At 44.4% G+C, this 23,976-nt stretch carries 20 protein-coding genes; 3 read left to right on the top strand and 17 right to left on the bottom strand.

Features of this window, described 5'->3' with window-relative positions; genetic code table 11:
- Positions 1–241 precede the first annotated feature (241 nt).
- Entirely contained in the window at positions 242–2,896 is a 2,655-nt protein-coding gene (locus ACKPCD_RS07995; protein ID WP_321432895.1) for a YfhO family protein, read from the top strand.
- Positions 2,897–2,963: 67 nt separating this feature from the next.
- Here the strand turns inward: ACKPCD_RS07995 and ACKPCD_RS07990 are convergent, their stop codons facing one another.
- The 6 genes from ACKPCD_RS07990 to ACKPCD_RS07965 form a co-directional block, all read right to left on the bottom strand.
- Positions 2,964–4,757 (bottom strand): DAK2 domain-containing protein, encoded by a 1,794-nt coding sequence (locus ACKPCD_RS07990; RefSeq protein WP_321432894.1) that lies wholly within the window; start codon positions 4,755–4,757, stop codon positions 2,964–2,966.
- 32 nt (positions 4,758–4,789) lie between these two features.
- Positions 4,790–5,194: a DUF2177 family protein gene (locus ACKPCD_RS07985; protein WP_321432893.1), complete on the bottom strand. Its 405-nt coding sequence runs from the start codon at positions 5,192–5,194 to the stop codon at positions 4,790–4,792.
- Positions 5,195–5,221: 27 nt separating this feature from the next.
- The gene (locus ACKPCD_RS07980) at positions 5,222–5,899 is read right to left on the bottom strand and encodes an ABC transporter ATP-binding protein (RefSeq protein WP_068560523.1); all 678 of its coding nucleotides are present in this window, start codon (positions 5,897–5,899) and stop codon (positions 5,222–5,224) included.
- A 12-nt stretch (positions 5,900–5,911) separates the two neighbouring features.
- Complete coding sequence (locus tag ACKPCD_RS07975; RefSeq protein WP_086990468.1) at positions 5,912–7,003, bottom strand: ABC transporter permease; 1,092 nt, start codon at positions 7,001–7,003, stop codon at positions 5,912–5,914.
- Between the two features lie 84 nt (positions 7,004–7,087).
- Positions 7,088–7,543 carry a MarR family winged helix-turn-helix transcriptional regulator gene (locus tag ACKPCD_RS07970; RefSeq protein WP_276641801.1) on the bottom strand — a complete coding sequence of 152 codons (456 nt, stop codon included), beginning with the start codon at positions 7,541–7,543 and terminating at the stop codon, positions 7,088–7,090.
- A gap of 211 nt (positions 7,544–7,754) precedes the next feature.
- Positions 7,755–8,363 carry a superoxide dismutase gene (locus ACKPCD_RS07965; RefSeq protein ID WP_068560515.1) on the bottom strand — a complete coding sequence of 203 codons (609 nt, stop codon included), beginning with the start codon at positions 8,361–8,363 and terminating at the stop codon, positions 7,755–7,757.
- A 142-nt stretch (positions 8,364–8,505) separates the two neighbouring features.
- On the opposite strand from ACKPCD_RS07965, the gene ACKPCD_RS07960 reads away from it, so the two are divergent.
- A complete protein-coding gene (locus ACKPCD_RS07960; protein WP_321432892.1) occupies positions 8,506–9,294 on the top strand; it encodes a DUF1189 family protein in 789 nt (262 codons plus the stop codon).
- 154 nt (positions 9,295–9,448) lie between these two features.
- Here the strand turns inward: ACKPCD_RS07960 and ACKPCD_RS07955 are convergent, their stop codons facing one another.
- Positions 9,449–10,765 carry a DEAD/DEAH box helicase gene (locus ACKPCD_RS07955; RefSeq protein WP_370684628.1) on the bottom strand — a complete coding sequence of 439 codons (1,317 nt, stop codon included), beginning with the start codon at positions 10,763–10,765 and terminating at the stop codon, positions 9,449–9,451.
- Positions 10,766–11,031: 266 nt separating this feature from the next.
- Here ACKPCD_RS07955 and zwf point away from each other — a divergent pair, with 266 nt between their 5' ends.
- Positions 11,032–12,552, top strand: coding sequence for a glucose-6-phosphate dehydrogenase (gene zwf, locus ACKPCD_RS07950; protein WP_321432891.1), 1,521 nt, complete (start codon positions 11,032–11,034; stop codon positions 12,550–12,552).
- A gap of 66 nt (positions 12,553–12,618) precedes the next feature.
- On the opposite strand, the gene ACKPCD_RS07945 is transcribed toward zwf, so the two are convergent.
- The 10 genes from ACKPCD_RS07945 to tgt form a co-directional block, all read right to left on the bottom strand.
- The gene (locus ACKPCD_RS07945) at positions 12,619–13,581 is read right to left on the bottom strand and encodes a DHH family phosphoesterase (protein WP_321432890.1); all 963 of its coding nucleotides are present in this window, start codon (positions 13,579–13,581) and stop codon (positions 12,619–12,621) included.
- Positions 13,582–13,592: 11 nt separating this feature from the next.
- Entirely contained in the window at positions 13,593–14,915 is a 1,323-nt protein-coding gene (locus tag ACKPCD_RS07940; RefSeq protein ID WP_321432889.1) for a DRTGG domain-containing protein, read from the bottom strand.
- 23 nt (positions 14,916–14,938) lie between these two features.
- The gene (locus ACKPCD_RS07935; protein WP_321432888.1) at positions 14,939–15,619 is read right to left on the bottom strand and encodes a metal-dependent hydrolase; all 681 of its coding nucleotides are present in this window, start codon (positions 15,617–15,619) and stop codon (positions 14,939–14,941) included.
- 167 nt (positions 15,620–15,786) lie between these two features.
- Complete coding sequence (locus tag ACKPCD_RS07930) at positions 15,787–16,608, bottom strand: ZIP family metal transporter (RefSeq protein WP_086988436.1); 822 nt, start codon at positions 16,606–16,608, stop codon at positions 15,787–15,789.
- A gap of 40 nt (positions 16,609–16,648) precedes the next feature.
- Positions 16,649–17,779, bottom strand: a complete 1,131-nt coding sequence (gene dinB, locus ACKPCD_RS07925; RefSeq protein WP_276641815.1) for a DNA polymerase IV — start codon at positions 17,777–17,779, stop codon at positions 16,649–16,651.
- 25 nt (positions 17,780–17,804) lie between these two features.
- On the bottom strand, positions 17,805–18,449 hold the full coding sequence (locus ACKPCD_RS07920) for a metal-dependent transcriptional regulator (RefSeq protein ID WP_086988434.1): 645 nt from the start codon (positions 18,447–18,449) through the stop codon (positions 17,805–17,807).
- Between the two features lie 266 nt (positions 18,450–18,715).
- Positions 18,716–21,319, bottom strand: coding sequence for a bifunctional acetaldehyde-CoA/alcohol dehydrogenase (gene adhE, locus ACKPCD_RS07915; protein ID WP_321432887.1), 2,604 nt, complete (start codon positions 21,317–21,319; stop codon positions 18,716–18,718).
- A 622-nt stretch (positions 21,320–21,941) separates the two neighbouring features.
- On the bottom strand, positions 21,942–22,223 hold the full coding sequence (locus ACKPCD_RS07910) for a post-transcriptional regulator (protein WP_068560483.1): 282 nt from the start codon (positions 22,221–22,223) through the stop codon (positions 21,942–21,944).
- A gap of 34 nt (positions 22,224–22,257) precedes the next feature.
- The gene (gene yajC, locus ACKPCD_RS07905; protein ID WP_068560480.1) at positions 22,258–22,605 is read right to left on the bottom strand and encodes a preprotein translocase subunit YajC; all 348 of its coding nucleotides are present in this window, start codon (positions 22,603–22,605) and stop codon (positions 22,258–22,260) included.
- 77 nt (positions 22,606–22,682) lie between these two features.
- Positions 22,683–23,828, bottom strand: a complete 1,146-nt coding sequence (tgt, locus tag ACKPCD_RS07900; protein ID WP_068560477.1) for a tRNA guanosine(34) transglycosylase Tgt — start codon at positions 23,826–23,828, stop codon at positions 22,683–22,685.
- Positions 23,829–23,976: the final 148 nt, after the last annotated feature.

Raw genomic sequence — 23,976 nt, 5'->3', positions numbered from 1 at the left:
ATAGTTCGACAACCTATTATAGCAAAAAAAGCAAGCATTACAAACGACGCAACAAATTTTTAAGATGTGACCTGTCCGGATACTCGGACACATGCTCGGATTCTTCATAAAACCAGCGGGATATGCTAAAATAGCAGAAGCACTTGTGAAATTTCCGCTTCAACTATCCCGAGCGTTCACTCATAGTCAGGCGAATCTGCAGGAACGCAAAAAAATTTCATTTTAAGGAGGAATGTGCAGCATGCTGAAGCGTTTCACAACCCTATCCCCGCAAAAAAATATGCTTTTCCTTTCGTTCTTACTGCCCTTGTTTGTAATGATGGTCATTTATGCCACTATGGGCGTTTATCCTTTCGGCAACAGCACCTTGTTGACAGTCGATCTCGGCCAGCAATATGTGGATTTTTTCAGTTATTATCGCACTACCTTATTGTCCGATCCTTCCGCCCTTTTCTTTTCGTTCACAAAATCATTCGGCGGCGAGATGCTGGGCCTGTGGGCTTACTATCTGATAAGTCCGTTCAATCTCATTTTTCTGCTTTTCCCGCAGTCCCAGTTGCCTTTGGCGGTGACCATTTTGATCCTGATGAAGGTTTCGGCTTCAGGACTGACTTTTGCTCATCTGTTGATTTCCCGGTTCGAAGGCAAAGGCTTGTTGGTGCCGTCCTTCGCAGTGAGCTATGCCCTGATGGGTTACGTCATCGTCAATCAATTGAACGTCATGTGGCTGGACGGGCTTGTTTTCCTGCCTCTGATCATTCTGGGTTTAGAGAAACTGCTATCCGGTGAAAGCGGACTTTACTACAGCTTATTTCTCGCAGTGATGCTGCTTTCTAATTATTACATCGGATTCATGATCTGTGTTTTCCTTGTCTTCTATTACCTTTTCGCATTTTCCAGACAAGAACTTGTCAGCACCAACAACCTGAAAGCGCAGCTGAAGCATTTCTTCACACAATCAGCCCGATTCATCGGTTATTCTTTGTTGGGAGCTGGCTTTGCTGCCGTCCTGCTACTGCCCACCTTTTATTCGCTCTTGGGAAGCAAGGCAAGCTATGCCAACAAGCTGATCGATTGGCGTTTCGCCTATGATCCCTTCGAAGTCGTTTCGAAGTTTTATATCGGAGCGTTCAATTTTGACCAAATGCCCAGCGGACACCCCAATCTTTTTATCGGAACTGTCGCGCTGACAGCCTACATCTATTATTTTTTTCATCCCGGTTTCTCAAAAAAAGAACGGTTCACCTCGCTGGCGTTAACCGCCCTCTTTTTTCTGGCGATGAACGTCCAGTTTCTGAATAAAATTTGGCATGCCGGACAATATCCGATCTGGTACCCTTACCGTTTTTCGTTCACCGTATGTTTCTTTTTTCTGCTGAACGGTTTTCGGGCGTTGCGTACTTATCGTCCTTTTCCCTTTTCGCTGGCCTGCTGTCTTTTGATCGCGAATGCGGCCACCGCCATCTATGTGCTGAAAAAGGATTTTGAATTTTTGGAGCCTGTACAAGTATTGATCAGTGCAGTCGTTTCTGTCCTTGTCCTAGTGTTGCTGATGCTCAGGGATCAACCGAGAAAATGGCTGACCTACACATTGCTTTTCGTGGTGACTGCAGAGATGACGGCAAATGCAGCCATCGACCTGTTCCGGTTGGGCTACGTCAAACAGGACGAATTCTCTGATTATCAAACGAATCTGAATACGATGCTGGCGGATGTGCGCACACCCGAAGACACATTCTACCGGATCGAAAAAACGTTCCAACGTTCCAAAAACGACAGCTTCCAAGCCAATTATGCAGGAATCAATCATTTCAGCTCCACTTTTGAAAAAGAGATTCCCGCTTTGTTCGGATCATTGGGCTTTCCGGACGGCAACGGGTTTATCGTATACTCAACCGGGACATTGTTTACGGATGCGCTTTTCGGTGTGAAATACTTCATCCAGGATAAGAAGTTGCCGGAAACATTTTATGACCTCAATGACGGCGTGTACCGGTTGAAACGCAACTCCACCCGCCCGGATTTGACCCAATACAGTCCTTATTCCGAGACCGATCGAACCACCACTTTTGAGAATCCATACGCGTTGTCACTGGCATTCGGTGTTTCCGAAAGCATATTGGGTCTAGAGTTGATCGATGATCAGCCCCTATTGATGCAGGAACAACTGTTGGACGCCTTCAACAATCAGGAAAGTATCAAACCATATTTTTCATTGCGCCCGTTCGATTCCAACGTTTTCCAGAATGTCACATCCGCTGCCGATGATGCGCAGAACACAACCTACTATCGGTCTGTGGATGGTGCAGTCTCAAGGATCGAATTCCAGTTCACCCCTACCAGCGGCAATCCTTATTATCTGATCCTGGATGCCGGCATCGACGATGATAACGCAAACCTTTATGTGAATAATGTGAAGCTGGATTACTATACGACCTATCGCAATGATCAGATCATCAACATCGCAAGCAACCAGCAGGGGGAGAACGTTACCTTCACGATCGAACTGCTCGAGGACTCGATACGGGTACAGGACCTGAAACTTTACGAATTGAACAAAGCTCTGTTCGAGGAAACCATTTCAGCGCGACAAGCGGAAGGCATGACGATCACTTCGTTCAGCCAGACACGCATTACAGGTTCTGTCGTGATCGAGGCTGAAGATGAAATATTGTTGACGACGATCCCCTACAGCGAAGGTTGGGAGGTCACAATCGATGGGACAACTGCAGAAACAACTACCGCTCTGAATAGCTTACTGGCAGTACCAATCAGCCCGGGCAAACATACGGTTGTATTTGCGTACCGTACCCCTTATCTGATGACTGGCTTGTCCATCAGCGTGATTTCCATCGCTGGTGCCTTATTATTGAGAAAATATCGCAAAAATAAATAAGAAAAGCGGTTGGGATATCCCGGCCGCTTTTCTTATCTTTTTTTCATTTAGAGAACCACGGGAAACCTTATAGTTCCTCCTCACACATATAAGAAATCGCCACAGTACCGACACCGGCACTCATTCCGACGATTGTTGAAATATTCATGATGTACTCCGGTTCTTTGCCGAGCAAAGCGACACTGCGCTTCCGATATACTTCAGCCTTTTCGGGATTATTGGCATGCACAATCGCATACCGCGTAACCTTCTCTTGTGTGTTTATTTTTCCCAACAATCTGAACAATTTCTTTTCATTGCCTTTTTCGCTGAATGCCTTCTCCGCGATGGAACCTTTACCTTCTGTGTCGATGGATACGACCGGTTTGAGATTGATCGACATCGCTGCGATCCCTGAAACTTTACTTAGTCGGCCGGATCTTACCATATATTTCAAATTGTTGACGCTGACGAAAATGTTCGTCCGATCCCTCAATTTTTCAATGGCGGATACGATTTCGTCGAAAGGTGTTCCTGCGGCAATCATTTCTGCTGCTTTCATGACAAGTAACCCTTGCGCACCGGAATTCCGTTTCGAATCGATAACAGCGGTTTTTTTGCCTTCACGCAGTTTCTTGGAGACAGCATTCCGAAACACACTGTTGGTTCCACTCTGCTCTTTCGCAACAGTCACAACAATGACCTGATCGTAATGCGCGAGCACGGTTTCCAAATATTTCTCGACAATGATCGGATTCGGCTGTGAACTTTTCGGATACTCGACGGCCACTTCCAACAACGGGTAGAAAAGTTCAGGCGTCATGGTTACCTTATCCAGATAGGAAGTATTGTCAAAATTCAGGTTGAGCGGCAACATGTGCACTTGATAACGATCGAGTATTTCTTGCGGAACGTCCGCGATAGAATCGGTGATTAACGCAATAGCGTATTTTCTGTCAAAAGCTGATTCATTCTGCCTGATCATGTCGTCCGCCTTTTGCTGCAAGATGATGCCTTTCTTGCGCAAAACTTGGAACACTTGCTCCGGAGCATTGGCATGGATATGGATCCTGGCTTTATGATTGTTGCCTGCCACAATCAAAGAATCGCCATAGAGTGCCAATTCCGACCTCAACGCTTCCAGATCGATAGAGTCCGCGGACAATAGCGCTTCAGTACAATAGCGATGGCGAATTTCCCCTTGGCCGTGGATCAATTCTTCATTAAAAGAAAGATCTTCCTGTTCTTCGCTGACTTTCAAATCCAACTTTCCGGTGTGCAAAAATGTTGCAAATCCTTGCAGAAAGTAGACAAATCCTTTCGCACCGGAATCGACGACTTTGGAATCCTGGAGCACTTTCAAACGTGAAGTTGTCGCCTCCAAAGATTTGTTGGCTGTAATCAACGACTTTGAAAACAATTCTGAAAACGTTGCCGAAAGATCTTTATGGCTATATACAGCATCAGCCCATTCACGAATGACAGTGATGATCGTTCCTTCAACCGGATTGGAAATAGCCTGATAGGCATAAGGGACCGCATTTTTGACCGTTTCTGCAAATGAAGAAATGGTTATCATCTCGTCATCCATCAGACTGAGAAAAATCCCGTTGATGTATTGGGCAATAATGATGCCCGAGTTTCCTCTTGCACCAGTCAAAGCGGCATCAGCTATACTGTTCATCGTTTCCTTGACGGATCCCGAGATTTTTGCGTCCATGATGATCGCATGCATGGTTGAGGAAAGGTTGCTGCCAGTATCTCCATCAGCGACCGGAAATACATTGATTTCGTTCAGACTGTTCTTGTTCTTTATGACTTCATGCGCACCCGATAAAAAAGAATTGTAAAGCCTCTCGCTATCAAGGGTTGAAATATTCATCGTTCTTCCTCCGTCCACATCTAAAACTTTATTCATTTATAGAGAAATCTTTGCGCCGCAATGTAAGTGATCCCAGCTGTCGCGGCATTCAAAAAAGTTCCCCAGGCCAAGTCGATTACGGTGATAATAACCGGCCAATCTTTTATGGTAGCCAGATTAGTCAAGTCGTACGTCGCATAAGCGATCAGTCCGAAAAAGCCACCTGCCAAAATGGCAAACTGTAGACTTTCTTTCAAAAGTGCCGGATGGATCACAAAAAATACGAGTCCACCGATGAACAAGAAATAGAATATTATCGCTGCCACCCAATTAACATTCGGAGCCATGAGGTGCCCCAAGTACTTGCTGTAAATATTTTTCGACAATACTCCTAACCAGACTATATCCACTAAAAAGAACACAAAAAATGTCAGGAAATACAATTTGATGCTGTCCATCTTCTCTTCCTCCATTCCGTTATTTGTTTATCCGCCGATTCTTTCGGACAAGATGCCATCTTTCATTACATATACTTTATCACAATAATCTATCAAACGTTCATCATGTGTAACCATAATGGTCGCCTTTTTCTTTAATTTTGTTTCTCGGGCAAGAATTTCGACAACTTCAAATGCTTTCTGAGTGTCCAGACTGGCCGTTGGTTCATCGGCAAGGATGACAGACGGATCATGATATAGGGCTCTCGCTATTGCGACCCTTTGCCTTTGACCGCCGGAGAGATCACTCGGAAACTTATTCTTCAATTCGAATATACCTAATTCTTTTAGTAATTCATCGCGTTTTTGTTTATCAACTTTACTGCCTTCAACTTTATTGGCCAAGTGCAGCTGATCTTGGACCGTCAAAAACGGGACTAGGTTTGAGGCTTGCAGAATAAAACCGATTTCTTCAAATCTAAGTTTGGCTCGTTTTTTCTCGTTTACTTCACTGAATGGATTCCCATTTATCAAGACCTTACCGGAAGTTGGGGTCTGCAGCCCTCCTGTAATAGTCAAAAAAGTACTCTTTCCTGACCCACTCGGGCCAATGACTGCAACAAATTCACCGGCTTCGATGGCTATGTTCGTTTTTTTCAGCGCATCTATCTTTAATTCCCCTTCACCGAATGATCGGGAAACATCTATCATTTCTATTAATTTCATCTGCTGTCTCTCCTATCCAATTGCCTTTAATGGGTCTATTTTTACAACCGCTCTAACGGAAAACACGCCGCCGATCATAGCCATAATGACCAACAAGGAAGCTATGCCACTCAAAAAATATAGATTTGTGCGATATGGAACAGCAGGAGGCAAGACCAGTGCTGTCGCTCCTGTCAACACTAAGCCAATGCCGACACCGATTGCAGCCAACAGGAATGTCTGGACGACGACTGATTTTGCGATATAGCCGCTGGATATTCCTTGCGCCTTCATAACGCCGAACATACTCGATTTCTGCATGGTAAGGACATAGATAAAAATGCCGATTACTACTGCAGCAATAACAACCAAAAAGCCGATCATCAACCCAAATGTCAACACCTGAGCAGTATATCCCGGAATTTCATTGATGTAATCCGCAATCGGATACACTATCAGGTCTTCATTTCCAGTGTCCACCCCTTCGACCGTACCATCGCTTCCCCGGACAACAATCGCGCTGACGCGGCCCTCCTCAGACTCGTCAATCTGCTCAAAACGCACATCCTGATACGATGAGACTGTCGTATACAGAACAGGTGCAACGCTGAACTTAGCATCTTCAGTAAAGCCGACTACTTCGACTTCCTTGTCCGATCCAGCCAACTGAAGGGTGTCCCCAATGACTATGCCCTCCTCCTCTTTCAGACTGATGTCTGCAACAACTTCGTCATCATTTTCGAAAGCTTTTCCTTCGATGACTTCAGGCATCAGGAATTGATCCGATTCGATACCAAAAAAAGTTGTATTTATTTTTGCATCATCGCCTGATGTTCCTTTTTTCCTGATGACATTTGGGGCTATGCCGATCACAGCTGCTTCATCTGCCTCCACCTCATTGATGGCACCTTTTGGCATCATGGACATATTGATGTTCGTATTTGACTCATCAGTCAGAATGATTCCGTCCGCATCCCATTTATCAATGCTGGTCCGATTATCCTGTGCCAATCCATAGGCAAGACCTACCAGGAAAAACACCAAATATGACACCAGCACCATCACGCCTATTATTAAAGAAAATCTTGTCTTTGAATGTTTAATTTCTTTCCAAGCTAAAAACATTAATTCATCTCCTTTTTTTTATTTATCGTTTTATATAATGAATGAAAAATGACTCGATTATTCACATTTAATTACTGTTCTGATTTAGACACTCCCGGTATCGGCCTGGCTCATAGCGTTGTTGAGCAGCTTCAACTGCCTCATCAAAAACGGGCCATCAATACCTTCCAGGTTACAAGCTTTCACTTCCGACAATATAGCAACATGAATTGCTTTTTTTGAAGTGACGGCTTTTTCACTCAAGGCAACAATGATAGCGCGTTTATCCAGAAGCGATGGTTCCTTTGTGAGCCAACCCTGTTTCTCAAGTCGGTTCAATATAGGGTTCAATGTTCCGATCCCCATCCCTAACCGCTCCCCGATGTGCTTGATCAATATCCGATTATCGTCCCACAAAACCAACAGCACAAGATATTGAGGGAATGTCAAACGGAACTCTTTCAAAGCGCGGTTATACATTCTACTGAAATCATTCGCTGCTCGATAAACCTCGAAACAAAGCTGATCTTCAAGCGGTCTTTCAAAAATAGATTCCTCCATCCGACAGCGTCTCCTTTCCAAATTTATTTTCACTACTCATATACATCTTACAAGATGTATATTAATGGATAACATCCGGAAAGTAAAACAATCGCACTCGAAAAATCCACAAAATCAGTTTTTCAGTCATCACAATATTATGACTGTATGAAAAAAGGACTCAGAGCGGGTGCCCTGAATCCTTTGATTGGATTGCAATATCTTTTTTCGGTTATTTTGCAGCCGCTAAACGACGGTTGACTTCATCCCAGTTTACAAGATTCCAGAATGCTTTGATGTACTCAGGACGCACGTTCTTATAGTTCAAGTAATAAGCATGCTCCCATACATCAAGACCCAAAATCGGCGTTTTGCCTTCGCTGATCGGTGAATCTTGGTTTGGAGTGGAGGTGATTTCCAATTTACCATCAGAAACTACTAACCAAGCCCAACCGGATCCAAAACGGCCTGCAGCGGCTGCGGAGAATTTTTCTTTCATGGCATCAAAACTGCCGAATGCTTCTTCGATTCCATCCTTGACAGCTCCCGTAGGTTCGCCACCTGCATTCGGTGCTAAAACTGTCCAGAATAGGCTGTGGTTTGCATGTCCACCCCCATTGTTTCTTACTGCTGTGCGGATGTCCTCCGGAATGCTGTTCAAATCAGCCAATAATTCTTCGATTGTTTTGTCGGCTAACTCAGGATGTTTTTCTAATGCTGCATTCGCGTTTGTGATGTACGCATTGTGGTGTTTCTCATGATGCAAGTGCATTGTTTCCTCATCGATATATGGTGTCAAAGCGTCGTACGCATAAGGTAGTGCTGGTAATGTAAAAGCCATGTTAAATTCCTCCTAAAATTGTTTGGTGATTTCTGACTGACTTCACTGTATCATCAATTGCTTACTTTATCAAAAATAATGCCTCGAAGCCGTAACAATTTGTGATTGCTAAATGCATCCATTTTCGATAGACTGTGTAAGTATGATGCAGAAAGCGGTGATCACAATCTCAATCGTCAGTTTAGTCAAAAATAGTTTTATGGAGCCAAAACAATTACTGGCTGCCAAAACGTTAAAAAAGAGCTCGGCCTTTTTCCTCTTCTGCTTGCTCTCACTTTCGGTCAGTATCCCCTTGTTTCTGGATGGATACGCCATCCTGGAAAAATTTTCGGCGGATGCGGGTGTGATAGCGAACAAAATACCTTCATTCACTATTGCTGACAGCGCCCTACTGTTGGACGAACCTAAGGATAAAGGTTTTATCTATAAAACGGACACCGTCCTGCTGGCTTTCGACAGTCAGGAAGTATACACACAAAGAGAACTCGAAAAAGAAATAGCATCGCCTGATCTGATTTTGAGTCTTGTCTTTTCTAAGGAAGCCTTCATCCTTTACGCTCAAGATGTCCCATTCAGATTACCGTATGAACAGGCCGATGGCATTACGGACGAGTCTTTCAAGAAATTGTTGCATAATTTTTCGAGCAATCAGTTCTTTTCCGGCGTTATCATGTTTTTGTTCAGTTTTTTTATTTCTTCATTCAGTGTACTCCTTACATTATTGATTATCGCGCTATTCGCGAATGTATTAACAGGATTTATGCGGAAAAAACTCCTTTTCCGCGAAGTCCTGAAGATGGCGTTGGTAGCAGCCGCTGTTCCGGTGCTGTTCTTCAGCTTGTTGAACGGATTCGGCCTCTATCCGCTGGTACAGGATGAAGCAATCGTGCTGATCGGAATTTTCTATTTCTACAAAGCACTCAAAGATTAGCAGGAAACCCGCAAATTTCAGAGACGACTGGTCCTCCCCAAAAAGAGGCCGCAGCAAGATGATCTTTCGATCATCTGCTGCGGCCTCTTTGATTATATTGTTGGCAAGCTGCATAAGTAAGCCACTAAAGAATCCGTTTGGCTTTTCTTATGTTTTACCCATGGCTGCGGGTTTTGCTGGCTCTTCTTTTTCGCTTCTGCTGGCTGGCGATATTTTCTTTCAATTTACGTTTGTAGCCAGGTTTCACTTGTTTCTTAGCTTTGTTTACCATTCCGCGGATGCGGTGATCGGGTTCCAATTGACTCGGAGCGTTTCTCATCTCACGGCGTTTTCTTTCATAGGTCTCAACAAGCTGATCTTTTTCGATAGCGACTGGTTTGAAAACAACGCCATACTTCTCCAGTTCATCGATTGCCTTTTCTTCACCCGGCGCGTAAAGAGTAATCGCTGTTCCTTTTAAGTTGCTGCGTCCCGTTCTGCCCGTACGGTGTACGAAGAATTCCATGTCCTTCGGCAATTCATAGTTGATGACGTGCGAAACGCCTTCGATATCGATGCCTCTTGCCGCTAAATCGGTAGCCACCATGAATTGGTACTCCAGATTATGGACTCTTCTCATGATGCGTTTGCGTTCACGAGCCGGAACATCGCCATGCAAGACAGCTGGCTGGATGCCACGTTGTCTCAATCCATCAGCGATTTCCTCAGCATTTTGTTTTGTATTGGCAAAAATCAACGCCAGATATGGTTCTCCCATTGTCAGCACTTGGTACAGAACATCAATTTTTGCTCGCCCTTTAGTCGACAGCAACAGATTATCGATTGCTGGCGCAATGATGTGTTCCGGTTTCAACTGAACAATAACAGGGTTTTCGACGTATTTCTTCAGGAAACCCTTCAGTTTCTCTGGAATCGTAGCGGAGAAAACCAGCATTTGCAGTTTCTCAGGCAAACGTCCGGCAATCTGATCGACATCATGCAGGAAGCCCAAATCCAGTGTCATATCCGCTTCATCAATGACCATTTTGGATGCAGTATGGATCTTCAACGCTTGCTCGTTGACCAGATCGAGGATCCTGCCCGGAGTTCCGATGACGATGTGCGGTTGATTGTTGATAAGTTTCGACATTTGACGTTTCTTGTCTGTACCGCCTACGTAACTGACGATACGGATTTCCTCTGGCGCATTCGAAATGAGTTGGGTGGCCGTTTGGTACAATTGTTCAGCTAATTCACGACTAGGTGAAGTGATGACAACTTGAACTTCATTTTTTGCTGGATCGATGGCATCGATCAAAGGCAGCAAGAAACTGTGGCTTTTGCCTGTTCCTGTTTGCGATTGGCCAATGACACTCTTACCAGTCCGAATGATCGGGATAATTTGTTTTTGGATATCTGTCGGTTCTTTGAAATTCAATTTGCTGATTGCCTCCAGCAAAAATGGCTTCAATTGAAAGTCTTTAAATTCCACGTTTACACCTCTTGTTTTTCTTCTGCGTATTTTATGCCCTACCATTATAACACATCCAGAAGGTTTAAACCTTAATTTCAAATAAGAATGTGAAAGGAGGACCCATAAATTTATTGGCAACATATTTACAAACTTATGCGAAAACACTCTCTAGAACATACCACACTCATGAAAACAGACACTTTCTTTCGTTGCCAAGGCTAAATGATAATAGTATAATGATATAATGAATAAAATCTAATCATAATACTAAAGGGGGGCATGTAATGATTACCCAAAATACTGCTTTGTTCACTATTTTCGGAGCGACTGGTGATTTGGCTCACCGCAAACTGTATCCGTCATTATTTCGCTTATACAAAAAAGGATTCATCAAGGATAATTTTGCCGTTATCGGAACAGCGAGACGAGAATGGTCTGATGTACATTTCCGTGAAGTGGTCTTGGATTCCATCAAAGATTTGATCGAGGATAAGGAAGATGCAATTTCTTTCGCTGCTCATTTCTATTATATCGCACACAACGTCAATGACGCGGAACACTACATCAAGTTGAAGGACTTGTCCGAATCTTTGGATGCCAAGTATTCACTGTCAGGGAACCGCATTTTTTACTTGGCGATGTCTCCGGAGTTTTTCGGCACCATTTCCGAAAAACTGAAAGAACAGAAGTTACTTACGCAAGACGGGTTCAACCGTCTGATCATAGAGAAACCTTTCGGGCGGGATTTCGAATCTGCGGATGCATTGAACACGAAGTTGCGCAAGTCGTTTGATGAAAATCAAATCTTCCGTATCGATCATTATTTGGGTAAAGAGATGGTGCAGAACATCTCTGCGGTCCGTTTCTCCAATATGATTTTCGAATCGCTGTGGAACAACAAGTACATCGACAATGTCCAGATCACCCTCTCCGAGACTGTCGGCGTGGAAGAACGCGGCGCTTATTACGACAACAATGGCGCTTTGCGCGATATGGTGCAAAATCATATCCTTCAGATTGTTGCTTTGTTGGTTATGGAACCGCCGCTTTCCTTGCAAGGCGAGGATGTGCGTTCCGAGAAAATTAAAGCTCTTCGTTCTCTTCGTCTGTACAACACACCCGAAGAGGTCAACCGCAACTTTATCAGGGCCCAGTATGCCGGAAATCCTGCAAAAGCTTTGCAAGCCTACCGGGAGGAACCAAACGTCAACCCTGCTTCATCAACCGAAACCTTTGTGGCCGGCAAAATATTAGTCGATAACTTCCGTTGGAAAGGTGTTCCCTTCTACATCCGAACCGGTAAACAAATGGCTTCTAAAGAGACATACATCCATATCCAGTTCAAACACGTCTCGATGAACATCTTCCCTACAGAAGGCGTCGACGAAATCGCTGAACCGAATGTGCTGACCATCCATGTTTCGCCGTTGGAAGGCTTCTCCTTACGCCTGAACGCCAAGCGTGTCGGTCAAGGAACTGAGATGAAAAATATTCGTATGCATCACATCTACGATGAAGAAACGCAGGCAAACAGCCCTGAAGCATATGAACGCCTCTTATTGGATTGCCTGAACGGCGATCCAACAAACTTTTCCCACTGGGATGAAGTCGCGCAATCTTGGCATTTCGTTGATCAAATCCGCAAAGTTTGGGATGACCAAGAAGATTGTACGGATACCCTTTTCGCTTATGAGAGCCACTCGATGGGTCCAAAAGAAAGTGACGCTTTACTTGAACAGGACGGCTTCCACTGGACTGAATTCAACTGGAGTCAAAGTTATAAAGAAAAACAGGACAACGAATAAAACTGAAGGCCGGACAAAAGCGTTATTTCGCTTCTGCCCGGCCTTTTTCGATTCAAGTCAGCTTCATCAATGCGTATTCTGCCATTCGATCGCCAACTCTTCCAATTCCAAAATGATGTCGTTTATTTCTGACTCATCTTTCGCATTTGCTCCGCTTGCAAGCGGATGACCGCCTCCGCCATGGCGTTTGGCGACTTCATTGATGATCGGACCTTTTGAGCGCAAACGGCAACGATAGGTCCCGTTCGGTTGCTCCACAAAAATCCCCCAACACAAAACGCCCTCTACAGTGCCCGGCAAAGGAACAACCGGTGCGGTGTCACTGTCGACAGCACCAAATCTCCCAAGAATTTCTTGGGAAAGGATAATGCTGGCTACCCCAACGTCGTTGATTGTTAAACTCTGCAGAACGAAACCTGATAAATTGGCTGTTTTCAGAGAATTTGTATTCATCATTTGACTGATATCCGACGCGGAAAAATCAAATTGCATCAGTTTGGAGGCTATTTTCATGGTCATTGCCGTAGTCGCCGGATAAAGGAATCTGCCGGTATCGCCTACAATGCCGGCATACAGCAGACGCGCAGCTGCGTCATTCATCGGCAGCTTATCACCAGTTGAAAAGGAAATTTTTGCGATGATTTCACTGCTGCTGCTGGCTTGGGTCTCCACAAGGCAAATATCTCCATAGGGGTCTTCATTCGGATGATGATCGATTTTGATCAAATACTCCCCTTTAACATAACGTTTATCGCTGACTCTTGGTTGATTCGCGGTATCCGTGACGATCACCAAGGCACCCTCGTAGGCTTCATCCGGGATGCTGTCCATACTGCCGAGATACGAGAGACTATCTTCGTTTTCGCCGGCAACAAATACTTTTTTCTCAGGATAGGCTTGCCTGATCAAACTGGCGAGACCATTCTGCGAACCCAACGCATCCGGATCCGGACGCAGATGACGATGGATGATGATGGTGGCATACGCTTGAATCTTGTCGACTATATCTGCATAAATCGGGTTTTCCATTCGCTTCCCTCCTAGGATTTTTCCATCAGTTGGCAAATGACGATTGCTTTGCCGACCAGAGAATTTTCTAAATAAACTTCGACATCCAGTTTGGAGGATCTTCTGCCCAACTCCAACATTTTCGAGCGAATCTCAATGACACTGTCTATCTGTATCATCTTCAAATGATAGATGTCCATCTGCTCGATTACTGCATTCCGTTTCTGTAAGGTATACAAGATTTTCTTGGTCGTGCTCGCCAACACTTCACTCAATACCCCGAACGACACCGTTCCCAGGCTATTCGTCATTTGTGGTGTGATTCTGAAATTATAGGAAGGTAAAGCAGTCCCTTCTTCAGAGCTGATCAAAGACAAGTTTTCAACGACTTGGTCCTCAATCGTATTGCCTACTTGCGGCTGACGCTGTGCAAGCTGCATGGCTTTCATAACATCCTGGCGGGAAATGATACCGAGCAGCTGCAAGTTATCTTTCACCACAGGCATCACCTCTAAGCCATCCCAGATCATCCGGTGAGCCACGCTCGCTACACTCATGTGCGTTTTTGCGACTATCGGATCGCGGGTCATTACCCGTTCAAGCGAAAGCGTATCTGCTTTTCCAAGGATATCCTTCGCAGTTATGATGCCCACAAGTCGCATGTTGTGATTGACGATCGGGAACCGTGAATGGGTGCTTTCTGTATTGAGGTTGCGATACTGGAAAACAGTATCATCCAATGAAAGAAATTTCGTCTCATCAATCGGCGTGTAGATGTCCTCCACCAGCATAATTTCTTTTTTGATCAGCTGGTCCGTCATGGCGCGGTTGATCATCGTCGCTACGGTAAAAGTGTCATAGGTCGTACGCAGTATCGGCATTTCGACCTGATCCGCCAAATGGACGATGCTCTCATCTGTATCGAACCCCCCCGTGATAAGGACGGCTGCGCCCTTTTCCAACGCGAATTCCTGGATATCATTCCGGTTACCGACGATCATAAGCGATCCTGGTGAAATGTATCGCTCCATCGCTTCGCGTTGCATCGCACCGATGATGAACTTGCTCAAGGTCTTATCAAGGCCTTTCTTGCCGCCCAAAATATCACCATCGATGATTTTACAGATTTGCCCGAAAGTTAGCGTTTCGATGTTTTCTTTCGATTTGCGTTCGATCCGGATGGTGCCTACCCGTTCGATTGTTGAAACCAATCCGATGTTCTCGGCATCTTTGATGGCGCGGTAAGCTGTCCCTTCAGACATGTTCAAATTTTTAGCTATCGTACGGACGGAAAGCTTTTCTCCGACCGGCATCGTTTCGATGTATTGAATGATTTGCTCATGTTTCGTTGCCATAGTCTACTCCCTTACTTTCTCAATTATAGTGAAATGGATTCCCCAGGTTGCATTATCAGGCCGACCCCATCATCCAGAAGGGCGAGGAACTCATTCGGATCCTGTTCGATCAACGGAAAAGTGTTGTAGTGGATCGGAACCGCAATTCGGGGTTTCAAAAACGTAACTGCTTTGGTGGCGTCTTTCGGCCCCATTGTGTAGTTGTCCCCTATCGGCAGAAACGCCACATCAATCGGATAATCTTCCCCTATCAGCTTCATATCGGAAAACAGTGCTGTGTCGCCGGCATGATAGATTGTCTTCCCTTCAGCATGCAGGAGGATGCCGCTTGCCAATCCAAACGTATACGGCAAGCCATTGACAGGCAAGGCCGACCCATGGATTGCTTGCGTCAGTTTCACATAGCCGAAATCGAACGAATGCCCTCCTCCGGGTTGCATGCCATGGGTGCGGAATCCTTTTTCGGAAAAGTAGTCTGCTAGTTCAACTGTCGAAATGATCAGCGGATGTGTTCTGTGCGCGATCCGCTCTGTATCACCGATATGATCACCGTGTCCATGCGTCAACAGGATCACGTCGCAAGGAACCGTGTCCGGATCCAGGTCGCTAAGTGGGTTTCCAGTTATAAACGGATCGATCAGTAAATGCTTCCCTTCCGCTGTTTCAATGCATACGCAAGATTGCCCGTGAAAAGATATCCTCATTGCGGTTGCTCACCTTTCTCTGTAGAAAAATCTGATAAAAACTGTATTATTCATTGTTCATCGTATCATGAAACAGTGTATTAATACAACTACAAGCGAGCGATGTCATTTTGTTTTGTATACATTAAAAGGCCTTCTATTTGGAAGGCCTTTTAATGTATACTTCATTATCCTAGAGCAACGTCAAGAATCATCATGACCGTAAATCCGACCATAAGTCCCATCGTTGCAATATCGCTGTTTCCGTTCGTTTGCGACTCCGGAATCAGTTCCTCGACGACAACAAAGATCATGGCTCCGGCTGCAAATGCGAGCGCATACGGTAAAATCGCGCTCATCGATATGACGGCGGCGGCTCCGATAACGGCCGCAATCGGTTCAACGATAGCAGAAAGTTGGCCGTAATTAAAGGCTTTCAGCCTGCTGTTTCCATCGGCTCGGATCGGCATGGACAAAGCAGATCCTTCGGGTATGTTCTGGATTCCGATACCGATCGCCAATCCAACGGCGCTCAATAACGTGTTATCTTGGGATATACCGGCTGCAACCGCTCCAAACCCCACTCCAACTGCCAATCCTTCCGGGATATTATGGATTGTGATGGCAAGGAACAGCAACAGATTTCGGGAAGCCTGTGTCTGGGGCCCTTCGCGGTTTTCCATCGGTTCACCCAAATGCAGATGGGGAACGATTTTATCGGTCATGCGCAGGAATATGCCCCCCAAAAGGAATCCGATTGATGCCGGGACCCATGACCAAACTCCGTAGCCATTCTCTTCTGCATGAGAGATGGATGGGGCCAATAATGACCAGAACGACGCTGCGATCATGACTCCTGCAGCGAAACCGCTCATGACATCAAGGACTTTTCGGTTAACAGATTTGAAAAAAAATACAAATGAGGCGCCGATGATGGTACACCCCCAAGTGAACAAGCCTGCTATGAACGCTTGCATGATTGGATTTAATTGACTGAATGACTCTAACATGGTTTTTATCTCCCCTTTATAATGTAATAACTACTTTCCGCTATAAGTGCTTTGTATTCCATAACGGCAACTGGATGTTCTCGTAATGGATAGGATCAAGCTGAGTGATGGTGATCCCCAATAAACGTACGTGCCGTTCTATGGTGCCATGGTCCAGCCAAAGTTCCCAGGCGTGTTGAAAAATATCCTCAGCTTGGGAAAAATGATCGACCCGAGTTTTTCTGCGCGTTAGGGTATCGAAATCGGCGTAGCGGATTTTCAATACCATCGTCCGACCGTGCAGCTTGCTGTTATGCAGCGCAACATGGACAGCCTGAGCGATTTGTTTCAGCTCCACCCTGACCTGATCCTCATCAGACAGGAACTGTATAAAAGTATGTTCTTTCCCGATCGATTTCCTTTCCCTTTCGGGCTCCACGGCTCGGTTGTCGATGCCTCTGACCCGTTGATAGAGGACATATCCATGCTTGCCGAATTGTGAAATCAATTCACTTTGATCAAAAAGATAAAGATCCTCTCCGGCATGAATACCCAACAGTTTCATCTTTTCGACGGTCTTCTTGCCGACGCCATAAAACTTTTCGATGGGCAACTCCCATAAAAAACGGGCGGCCTCGTCCGGTGTGATCACAGTCAAGCCAGCCGGTTTCTGATAATCGGAAGCAATCTTTGCGATGAATTTATTGTAGGAAACCCCTGCCGAGCAAGTAAGACCGGTTTCCTGCCAGACTTCCCTTTGAATTCTTCGGGCAATCACAGTCGCACTCGACAGATTCTGCTTATTCTGGGTGACATCCAGATAGGCTTCATCCAATGACAAAGGTTCAATCAAATCGGTATAGCGCGCAAATATGCCTCTGATCTGTCGGGAAATCATTTTATAGTGATTCATTCGCGGAGAAATAAAGATCGCTTCAGGGCAGAGTTCAAATGCTTTTTGCGCACTCATAGCCGAATGGATTCCAAATTTCCTGGCGATATAGTTAGCCGTGGTCACTACCCCTTTGCGACCGGTTTCTCTTGGGTGATTCGCTATGACAATCGGCTTACCGCGATGTTCCGGGTGGTCCCTTTCTTCAATCGAAGCGTAGAAGGCATCCATATCCACATGGATGATCTTCCTGCTTTTATCATTTTCGGGCTCCTTAAATGTCAAGATCCCAATCTGCATACTGTTCTCCTTACTTTAGCCGGATTCATTGCACATAAATTTTACTTGCTGCTTTGAAACTGATTTGGTGGGACTGATGATTCTGCGTCTCAAAGCTATAAGGACCCTCATACGGCTCCACATTTGTCAGCAGATAAGGTACGCTTAACTTTACATTCTTTTGGAGCAAATACGCCAGGAATTCTTGATCGTCATCCACTTCCCTGATGATAAAGCGGGTACCGACTTCCAATTCGGTCAATGGTTTGCTTTCATAAACCTCAATCCGCCCTTCTTTGTCGGGGATTACACCCCCATGCGGATCATATTTAGGAAATCCTAAATAAGCATCCAGTCTGTCGACGAGTCGATCTGAGGATACATGCTCAAGCAGTTCGGCCTCTTCGTGCACTTCGTCCCAATTAAAATCCAATTTTTCCGAGAGGAATACTTCCCAAAGTCGATGTTTCCGAATCAGCTTATTTGCTATCAATTGTCCCTTTTCGGTGATCTGCACACCCTGATACGGGATGTGGCTGATCAGGCCATCCTTGAGTAATTTGACTGACATTTCGGTAACAGAAGCGGCAGAAACGGATAAGGCCTGCCCAATTTGTTTATTATTGACAAGCTGTTTGTCTCCACCTAATTCCATGATTACTTTCAAATAATCTTCTTTGTGCGGCGTCATACGCCCCCTCCTTTTTAGGTTAACCTAAACTATATTTCATATTATACGACTAATTGGATCGATTGCAAGGCTAAAACTTAAAATAAGCCCTTCCATTTCAGTATATATTAGGCTTGAAAACCTAGTAAGGATGATGGACGACAAATCAGCGGAACCCATTGGGCAAGATGGACAAGCCCTTATATTTCGACGGACTCCGTAATGCCAAGTTATTTTTTGTAAGCAAAAAAGCCGGGAGCGCGTCCCGGCTTTTTCATTATATTCTCTTAACCTTTGTAGGCTGCGTAGATGATTTCTTTCAATTCTGAGATTAATGGTTGTTTAGGGTTAGCTGTTGTACATTGGTCTTCAAATGCCAATTCAGCTAAGCGGTCTGCATCGCGTTCAAGCATTTCTTCAGTGATGCCTTGTTCACGGAAGTTCATCTTGATGCCGATGTCTTGACCTAATTTAGTGATTTCAGTCGCCAAAGCTTCAACCAATTCAGCAGTCGTATTGCCTTTGAAACCTAGGTAGCGAGCGATTTCAGCGTAGTCTTCGTCTGCACGGAAGTACTCATATTTAGCCCACAACGCATGTTTTTGCGGATCGATCGCATTGTAGCGGACGATATGCGGCAACAGGATAGCGTTCGTACGGCCGTGGATCAGATCCCATTGACCGCCGATTTTGTGTGCGATCGAGTGGGAAATACCCAGGAACGCATTCGCGAAGGCCATACCAGCCATAGTAGAAGCATTGTGCATTTTTTCGCGTGATTCTTGGTCGCCGTAATTGTATGAATTTCTCAAGTTTTCGAATACCAATTTGATTGCTTGTAAACTCAAACCTTTAGTGTAGTCGTTTGCCAATACGGAAACAAAAGATTCGATGGCATGCGTCAATACGTCCATACCGGTATCTGCAGTTACAGATTTAGGAACACTGTATACGAATTGTGGATCCACGATAGCAATATCAGGAGTCAATGCGTAATCAGCCAATGGGTATTTGATGTGTGTTTCGCTGTCTGTGATAACCGCGAATGGCGTTACTTCCGAACCAGTACCTGAGGTAGTTGGGATGCAGACAAGTTTCGCTTTTTCCATATCCTTGATCTTGTAAGTACGTTTGCGGATATCCAAGAATTTTTGTTTAGCGCCGAAGAAGTCACTTTCTGGGTGCTCATAGAACAACCACATCGCTTTGGCAGCATCCATAGGAGAACCCCCGCCGATTGCGATGATTGTATCCGGTTGGAAGTCACGCATTTTTTCAGTACCACGGTTTACAGTGTTTGTTGTCGGGTTAGGTTCAACATCCGAGAAGATTGCGTAAGATACTTTGTTGTTGCGTTGCTTCAATTGTTCGATGACTACATCCACATAGCCGAATTTGACCATGCCGTCGTCGCAGACGATGAAGACTCTTTCGACATCTTTCATGTCACGTAAGTATCTAACTGAATTTTCTTCGAAGTAAACCTTCTCTGGTAATTTAATCCACTGCATATTATTTCTCCTTTTAGCAACAGTTTTCACGTTCAACAAATCTAATGCAGAAACGTTATGAGAAACTGAGTTTCTGCCGTAAGATCCGCAACCCAAAGTTAATGAAGCGATGTTATTGTTGTACAGGTCACCGATACCGGCTTGAGAAGATGGAGAGTTGATAAGCACACGACAAGCTTTCATTTCTTTTCCGAATCGCTCGATCAAGTCATTGCGGCGAGTATGCAGTGCAGCCGAGTGACCTAAGCCACCCAAATCAAGCATTTGTTTGCACAGTTGGATACCATGCTCTGTACTGTCTGATTTCATCATAGCCAATACTGGAGATAATTTTTCTCTTGACATTGGGTATTCTGCTCCGACACCTGGTAATTCAGCGACTAGCATTTTAGTGTTTGCAGGAACGTTCAATCCAGCCAATTCAGCAATCTTACGAGCGTGCATACCGACAACATTCGGTCTTACGCCAGTTTTGGCATCATTCATCACGACATCTTCCAATTGTTGGATTTCTTCAGGTTTAGCAAAGTATACGTTGTGCAGTTGGAATTCTTTTTTGACTTCATCATAGATTTCGCTGTCGACGATTGCAGCTTGCTCTGAAGCACAGATCATACCGTTATCGAATGTTTTTGAAACGATGATGTCGTTTACAGCACGTTTGATGTTTGCTGTTTTTTCGATGTAAGCTGGAACGTTACCAGGGCCAACGCCTAATGCTGGTTTACCTGTAGAATAAGCAGCTTTAACCATTGCAGCTCCACCAGTAGCCAATACGACAGCAACTTCTGGATGGTTGATCAATTCAGCTGTTTTTTCCATTGATACGCCTTCTACCCATTGGATACAGTCAGCAGGTGCGCCCGCTTTGATGGCAGCATCGTAAACAACTTTTGCAGTTGCAGCTGAACATTTTTCTGCGCTTGGGTGGAAAGAGAAGATGATCGGGTTTCTTGTTTTCATACAGATCATCGCTTTGAAGATTGTTGTCGAAGTTGGGTTGGTTGTTGGGATGATACCGGCAACAACACCTACAGGAGCAGCAACTTTCATGATTTGATCTACTTTGTTGTCTTCGATGATACCGACTGTTTTATTTTTTCTGATTGAGTGCCAGATATTTTCAGCGGCATACATATTTTTGATACATTTATCTTCATAAACGCCACGGCCTGTTTCTTCAACTGCCATTTTTGCAAGTGGCATATGTTGCTCCATTGCAGCTAATGCCATTTCGTGGACGATGTGGTCGACTTGTTCTTGGGTATAATCTTCAAACAGAGTCAAAGCTTTTTGGGCTTTTGCAGTGTAGTTGCTGATTTCTTCTTTGGCAGTCATCATGGGTTTTTTCTCCTCTAAAACTACTTTTTCTTTACTCATGTGAGATCCTCCTAAAAATATATGTTATCCTTTTCACATGCTTATTATATTTCATGGAATTTCGTTTGTAAAGCGGATAAATGTGATATTTTTCACTTATTTCCGGAACAGCCATTGTAAGCGTGTTCAATAGGTTTTTATGCCTCTGCTCGTTTTCACAAATAGTTTATGGAAACAGTCTTCATCTCAACTTTCTTATTGTGAAATAATTATCATTGTTCGGATTTTATCCGAAAAAAATTTTTTTGAATTTTTTTCCGCAGCGAAAAACGACGTGGTCGTTAGACGTCCCTATCTAATTAATTTGCGCCATTCCGAGACCGCTGAACCGAATAAATCCGCCTGCTAATAATCCAAACCTTCTTTTTTGTAATTAGAGATTCATATTTGAGCGCTAAAAATAATTTTTGTTTATTTCACAGGACCAAAAATGTCCCGACTTGATGATGTCATCAAAAAATTCAATCACCTCGCAAGACCATTATACGAAAATTTGCCCGGCATTCCGAATCATCCATCATTGTTCCGCTTAACTAAATCAATGTTACTAGCGATCGCCAGAAAATCAGGTATTCAAAAAAGCACAATACTCTGCAGTATTGTGCTTTTTACGGGAAACGATTTATAGGAAATCATCAAAATTGATTTCATCTAATGAAGAGACCTTATAGACTTGCGCTTCTAAAGCAACAAAATCAAAGTAATGGTTTACCGTCGTTTTCATGATATCCCGGATCTGCTGGTAATAATGTGGAGGGACAGTATGCTTCCAAGAAAATTCCTTGAAATAGCGATAGATATCGTCGACTTGGATGTTTTCGTAGCCCAGTTTATTGAACTCAGTTGCTTTCAATTTGAACCATGGCTCCAATTGATCATATTGTTTCTCTGATATAGTAGGCAATCGCCGCCCCTCCTTTCCGATGGATCAAATCGCTTTACTCTTCGTTATTGTCTTCTTGTGTTTGCTCTGTTTCTGTTGCTGTGAAATCTTCGACAATCGCATCATCCGTTGTGATTGTGGCAACCTTCGAAATGCGTGAAATAGCGCGTTTTTCAAAAGTCAGAAAAATCCCTTCGCAATCCAATACGACTGTGTTATCAGCAGAATTGATTTCTTCAACAATTCCGTGCAAGCCGCCGATGGTGACTACTTTATCCCCTGGCTTGATTTGACTCAGCATATCCTGTGTTTTTTGTGCTTGTTTCTTTTGTGGTCTGATCAGGATGAAATACATTACGCCGAACAATACCCCATAAAAGGCAATCATGATTACTGTATCCATACATTTTCCTCCATCTGTGGATTATTTCTATCTATCCTCCACTTTACCAAACTTTAAGTTAGACTACCACCCAAAATCTAAAACTTCTTCGGATTTTCAACGTTGAAGCCGTACTCTTCCACGAATGCTTCCCTGAATTCCAATAGATTATCATCCATGATGGCTTGGCGCACATTTTTCATCAAGTTTATCAAGAAATGGAGATTATGATAAGAGGTCAAGCGCAAGCCAAATGTTTCATCAGCTTTGATTAAATGACGAATGTACGCACGTGTATAATTTTTGCATGTATAGCAATCGCATTTTTCATCCAATGGTCGGAAATCCCGTTCATATTTCGCATTCTTGATGACCAAACGGCCGCTGCTTGTCATACAAGTACCATTTCGCGCTATTCGAGTCGGAAGCACACAGTCGAACATGTCGATTCCGCGGATGACTCCATCGATCAAGGAATCCGGTGCACCTACGCCCATCAGATACCTCGGTTTGTTCTCCGGCATGACTGGCGTCAGGTAATCCAGCACACCATTCATCTCTTCCTTCGTTTCGCCGACCGAAAGTCCACCAATCGAATAACCTGGAAAATCCAAAGAAATCAGTTCTCTGGCGCTCTGCAGCCTTAAATCCTTGTAGCCTGCACCTTGGATGATGCCGAACAAGCCTTGTTGATCGGGCTTTTTGTGGGCTTCGAGGCCTCGCTCTGCCCATCTTGTCGTTCTTTCGACAGACGCTTTGATGTAATCATAGCTTTCGCTGTAAGGAGGGCACTCGTCAAAGCTCATGATGATATCGGCACCTAGCTGATTTTCGATGTGGATCGCTTTTTCGGGTGACAGAAACATTTTCGAACCATTCAGATGATTGCGGAAATGTACGCCGGCCTCGGTGATCTGTCTGTTCTGGCTTAACGAGAAGACTTGGAAGCCACCTGAATCGGTCAAGATCCCTCTGTCCCAATTCATGAATTTATGCAGGCCTCCTGCTTCTTCCACCAAATCGGAGCCCGGTCTGAGCCAAAGGTGATACGTGTTGCTCAGGATGATCTGGGAGCCCATTGTCTTTAATTCTTCAGGAGACATTGTCTTTACGGTGGCCAAAGTGCCTACCGGCATGAACATAGGTGTCTGAAAAGTACCGTGGGGCGTTATGATCTCTCCCAAACGCGCACCTGTATGTTTTTCTTTTTTGATAAGGCGATAACGAATCGCTGGTTCAGTCAATGTATTCACTTCTTTCTTATAGATATCCGGCAATCAGTATACCATAGTCACACACTATTTTCTTGTGTTCACTATTAAAAAATGCAATCCGAAGCTTCCGGATTGCATTTTTTCGTTATTCGCACGACTCATGGATGACTTTCACCCA

The sequence above is a fragment of the Trichococcus flocculiformis genome, assembly GCF_963662535.1.
Taxonomy (GTDB): domain Bacteria; phylum Bacillota; class Bacilli; order Lactobacillales; family Aerococcaceae; genus Trichococcus; species Trichococcus flocculiformis.
This window is presented reverse-complemented; position numbering and strand designations above follow the sequence as displayed.

Coding starts and splice junctions, on each gene's coding strand:
- ACKPCD_RS07995 (WP_321432895.1), top strand. CDS start 242: ATGCTGAAGCGTTTCACAACCCTATCCCCGCAAAAAAATATGCTTTTC.
- ACKPCD_RS07990 (WP_321432894.1), bottom strand. CDS start 4,757: ATGAATATTTCAACCCTTGATAGCGAGAGGCTTTACAATTCTTTTTTA.
- ACKPCD_RS07985 (WP_321432893.1), bottom strand. CDS start 5,194: ATGGACAGCATCAAATTGTATTTCCTGACATTTTTTGTGTTCTTTTTA.
- ACKPCD_RS07980 (WP_068560523.1), bottom strand. CDS start 5,899: ATGAAATTAATAGAAATGATAGATGTTTCCCGATCATTCGGTGAAGGG.
- ACKPCD_RS07975 (WP_086990468.1), bottom strand. CDS start 7,003: ATGTTTTTAGCTTGGAAAGAAATTAAACATTCAAAGACAAGATTTTCT.
- ACKPCD_RS07970 (WP_276641801.1), bottom strand. CDS start 7,543: ATGGAGGAATCTATTTTTGAAAGACCGCTTGAAGATCAGCTTTGTTTC.
- ACKPCD_RS07965 (WP_068560515.1), bottom strand. CDS start 8,363: ATGGCTTTTACATTACCAGCACTACCTTATGCGTACGACGCTTTGACA.
- ACKPCD_RS07960 (WP_321432892.1), top strand. CDS start 8,506: ATGATGCAGAAAGCGGTGATCACAATCTCAATCGTCAGTTTAGTCAAA.
- zwf (WP_321432891.1), top strand. CDS start 11,032: ATGATTACCCAAAATACTGCTTTGTTCACTATTTTCGGAGCGACTGGT.
- ACKPCD_RS07945 (WP_321432890.1), bottom strand. CDS start 13,581: ATGGAAAACCCGATTTATGCAGATATAGTCGACAAGATTCAAGCGTAT.
- ACKPCD_RS07940 (WP_321432889.1), bottom strand. CDS start 14,915: ATGGCAACGAAACATGAGCAAATCATTCAATACATCGAAACGATGCCG.
- ACKPCD_RS07935 (WP_321432888.1), bottom strand. CDS start 15,619: ATGAGGATATCTTTTCACGGGCAATCTTGCGTATGCATTGAAACAGCG.
- ACKPCD_RS07930 (WP_086988436.1), bottom strand. CDS start 16,608: ATGTTAGAGTCATTCAGTCAATTAAATCCAATCATGCAAGCGTTCATA.
- dinB (WP_276641815.1), bottom strand. CDS start 17,779: ATGCAGATTGGGATCTTGACATTTAAGGAGCCCGAAAATGATAAAAGC.
- ACKPCD_RS07920 (WP_086988434.1), bottom strand. CDS start 18,449: ATGACGCCGCACAAAGAAGATTATTTGAAAGTAATCATGGAATTAGGT.
- adhE (WP_321432887.1), bottom strand. CDS start 21,319: ATGAGTAAAGAAAAAGTAGTTTTAGAGGAGAAAAAACCCATGATGACT.
- yajC (WP_068560480.1), bottom strand. CDS start 22,605: ATGGATACAGTAATCATGATTGCCTTTTATGGGGTATTGTTCGGCGTA.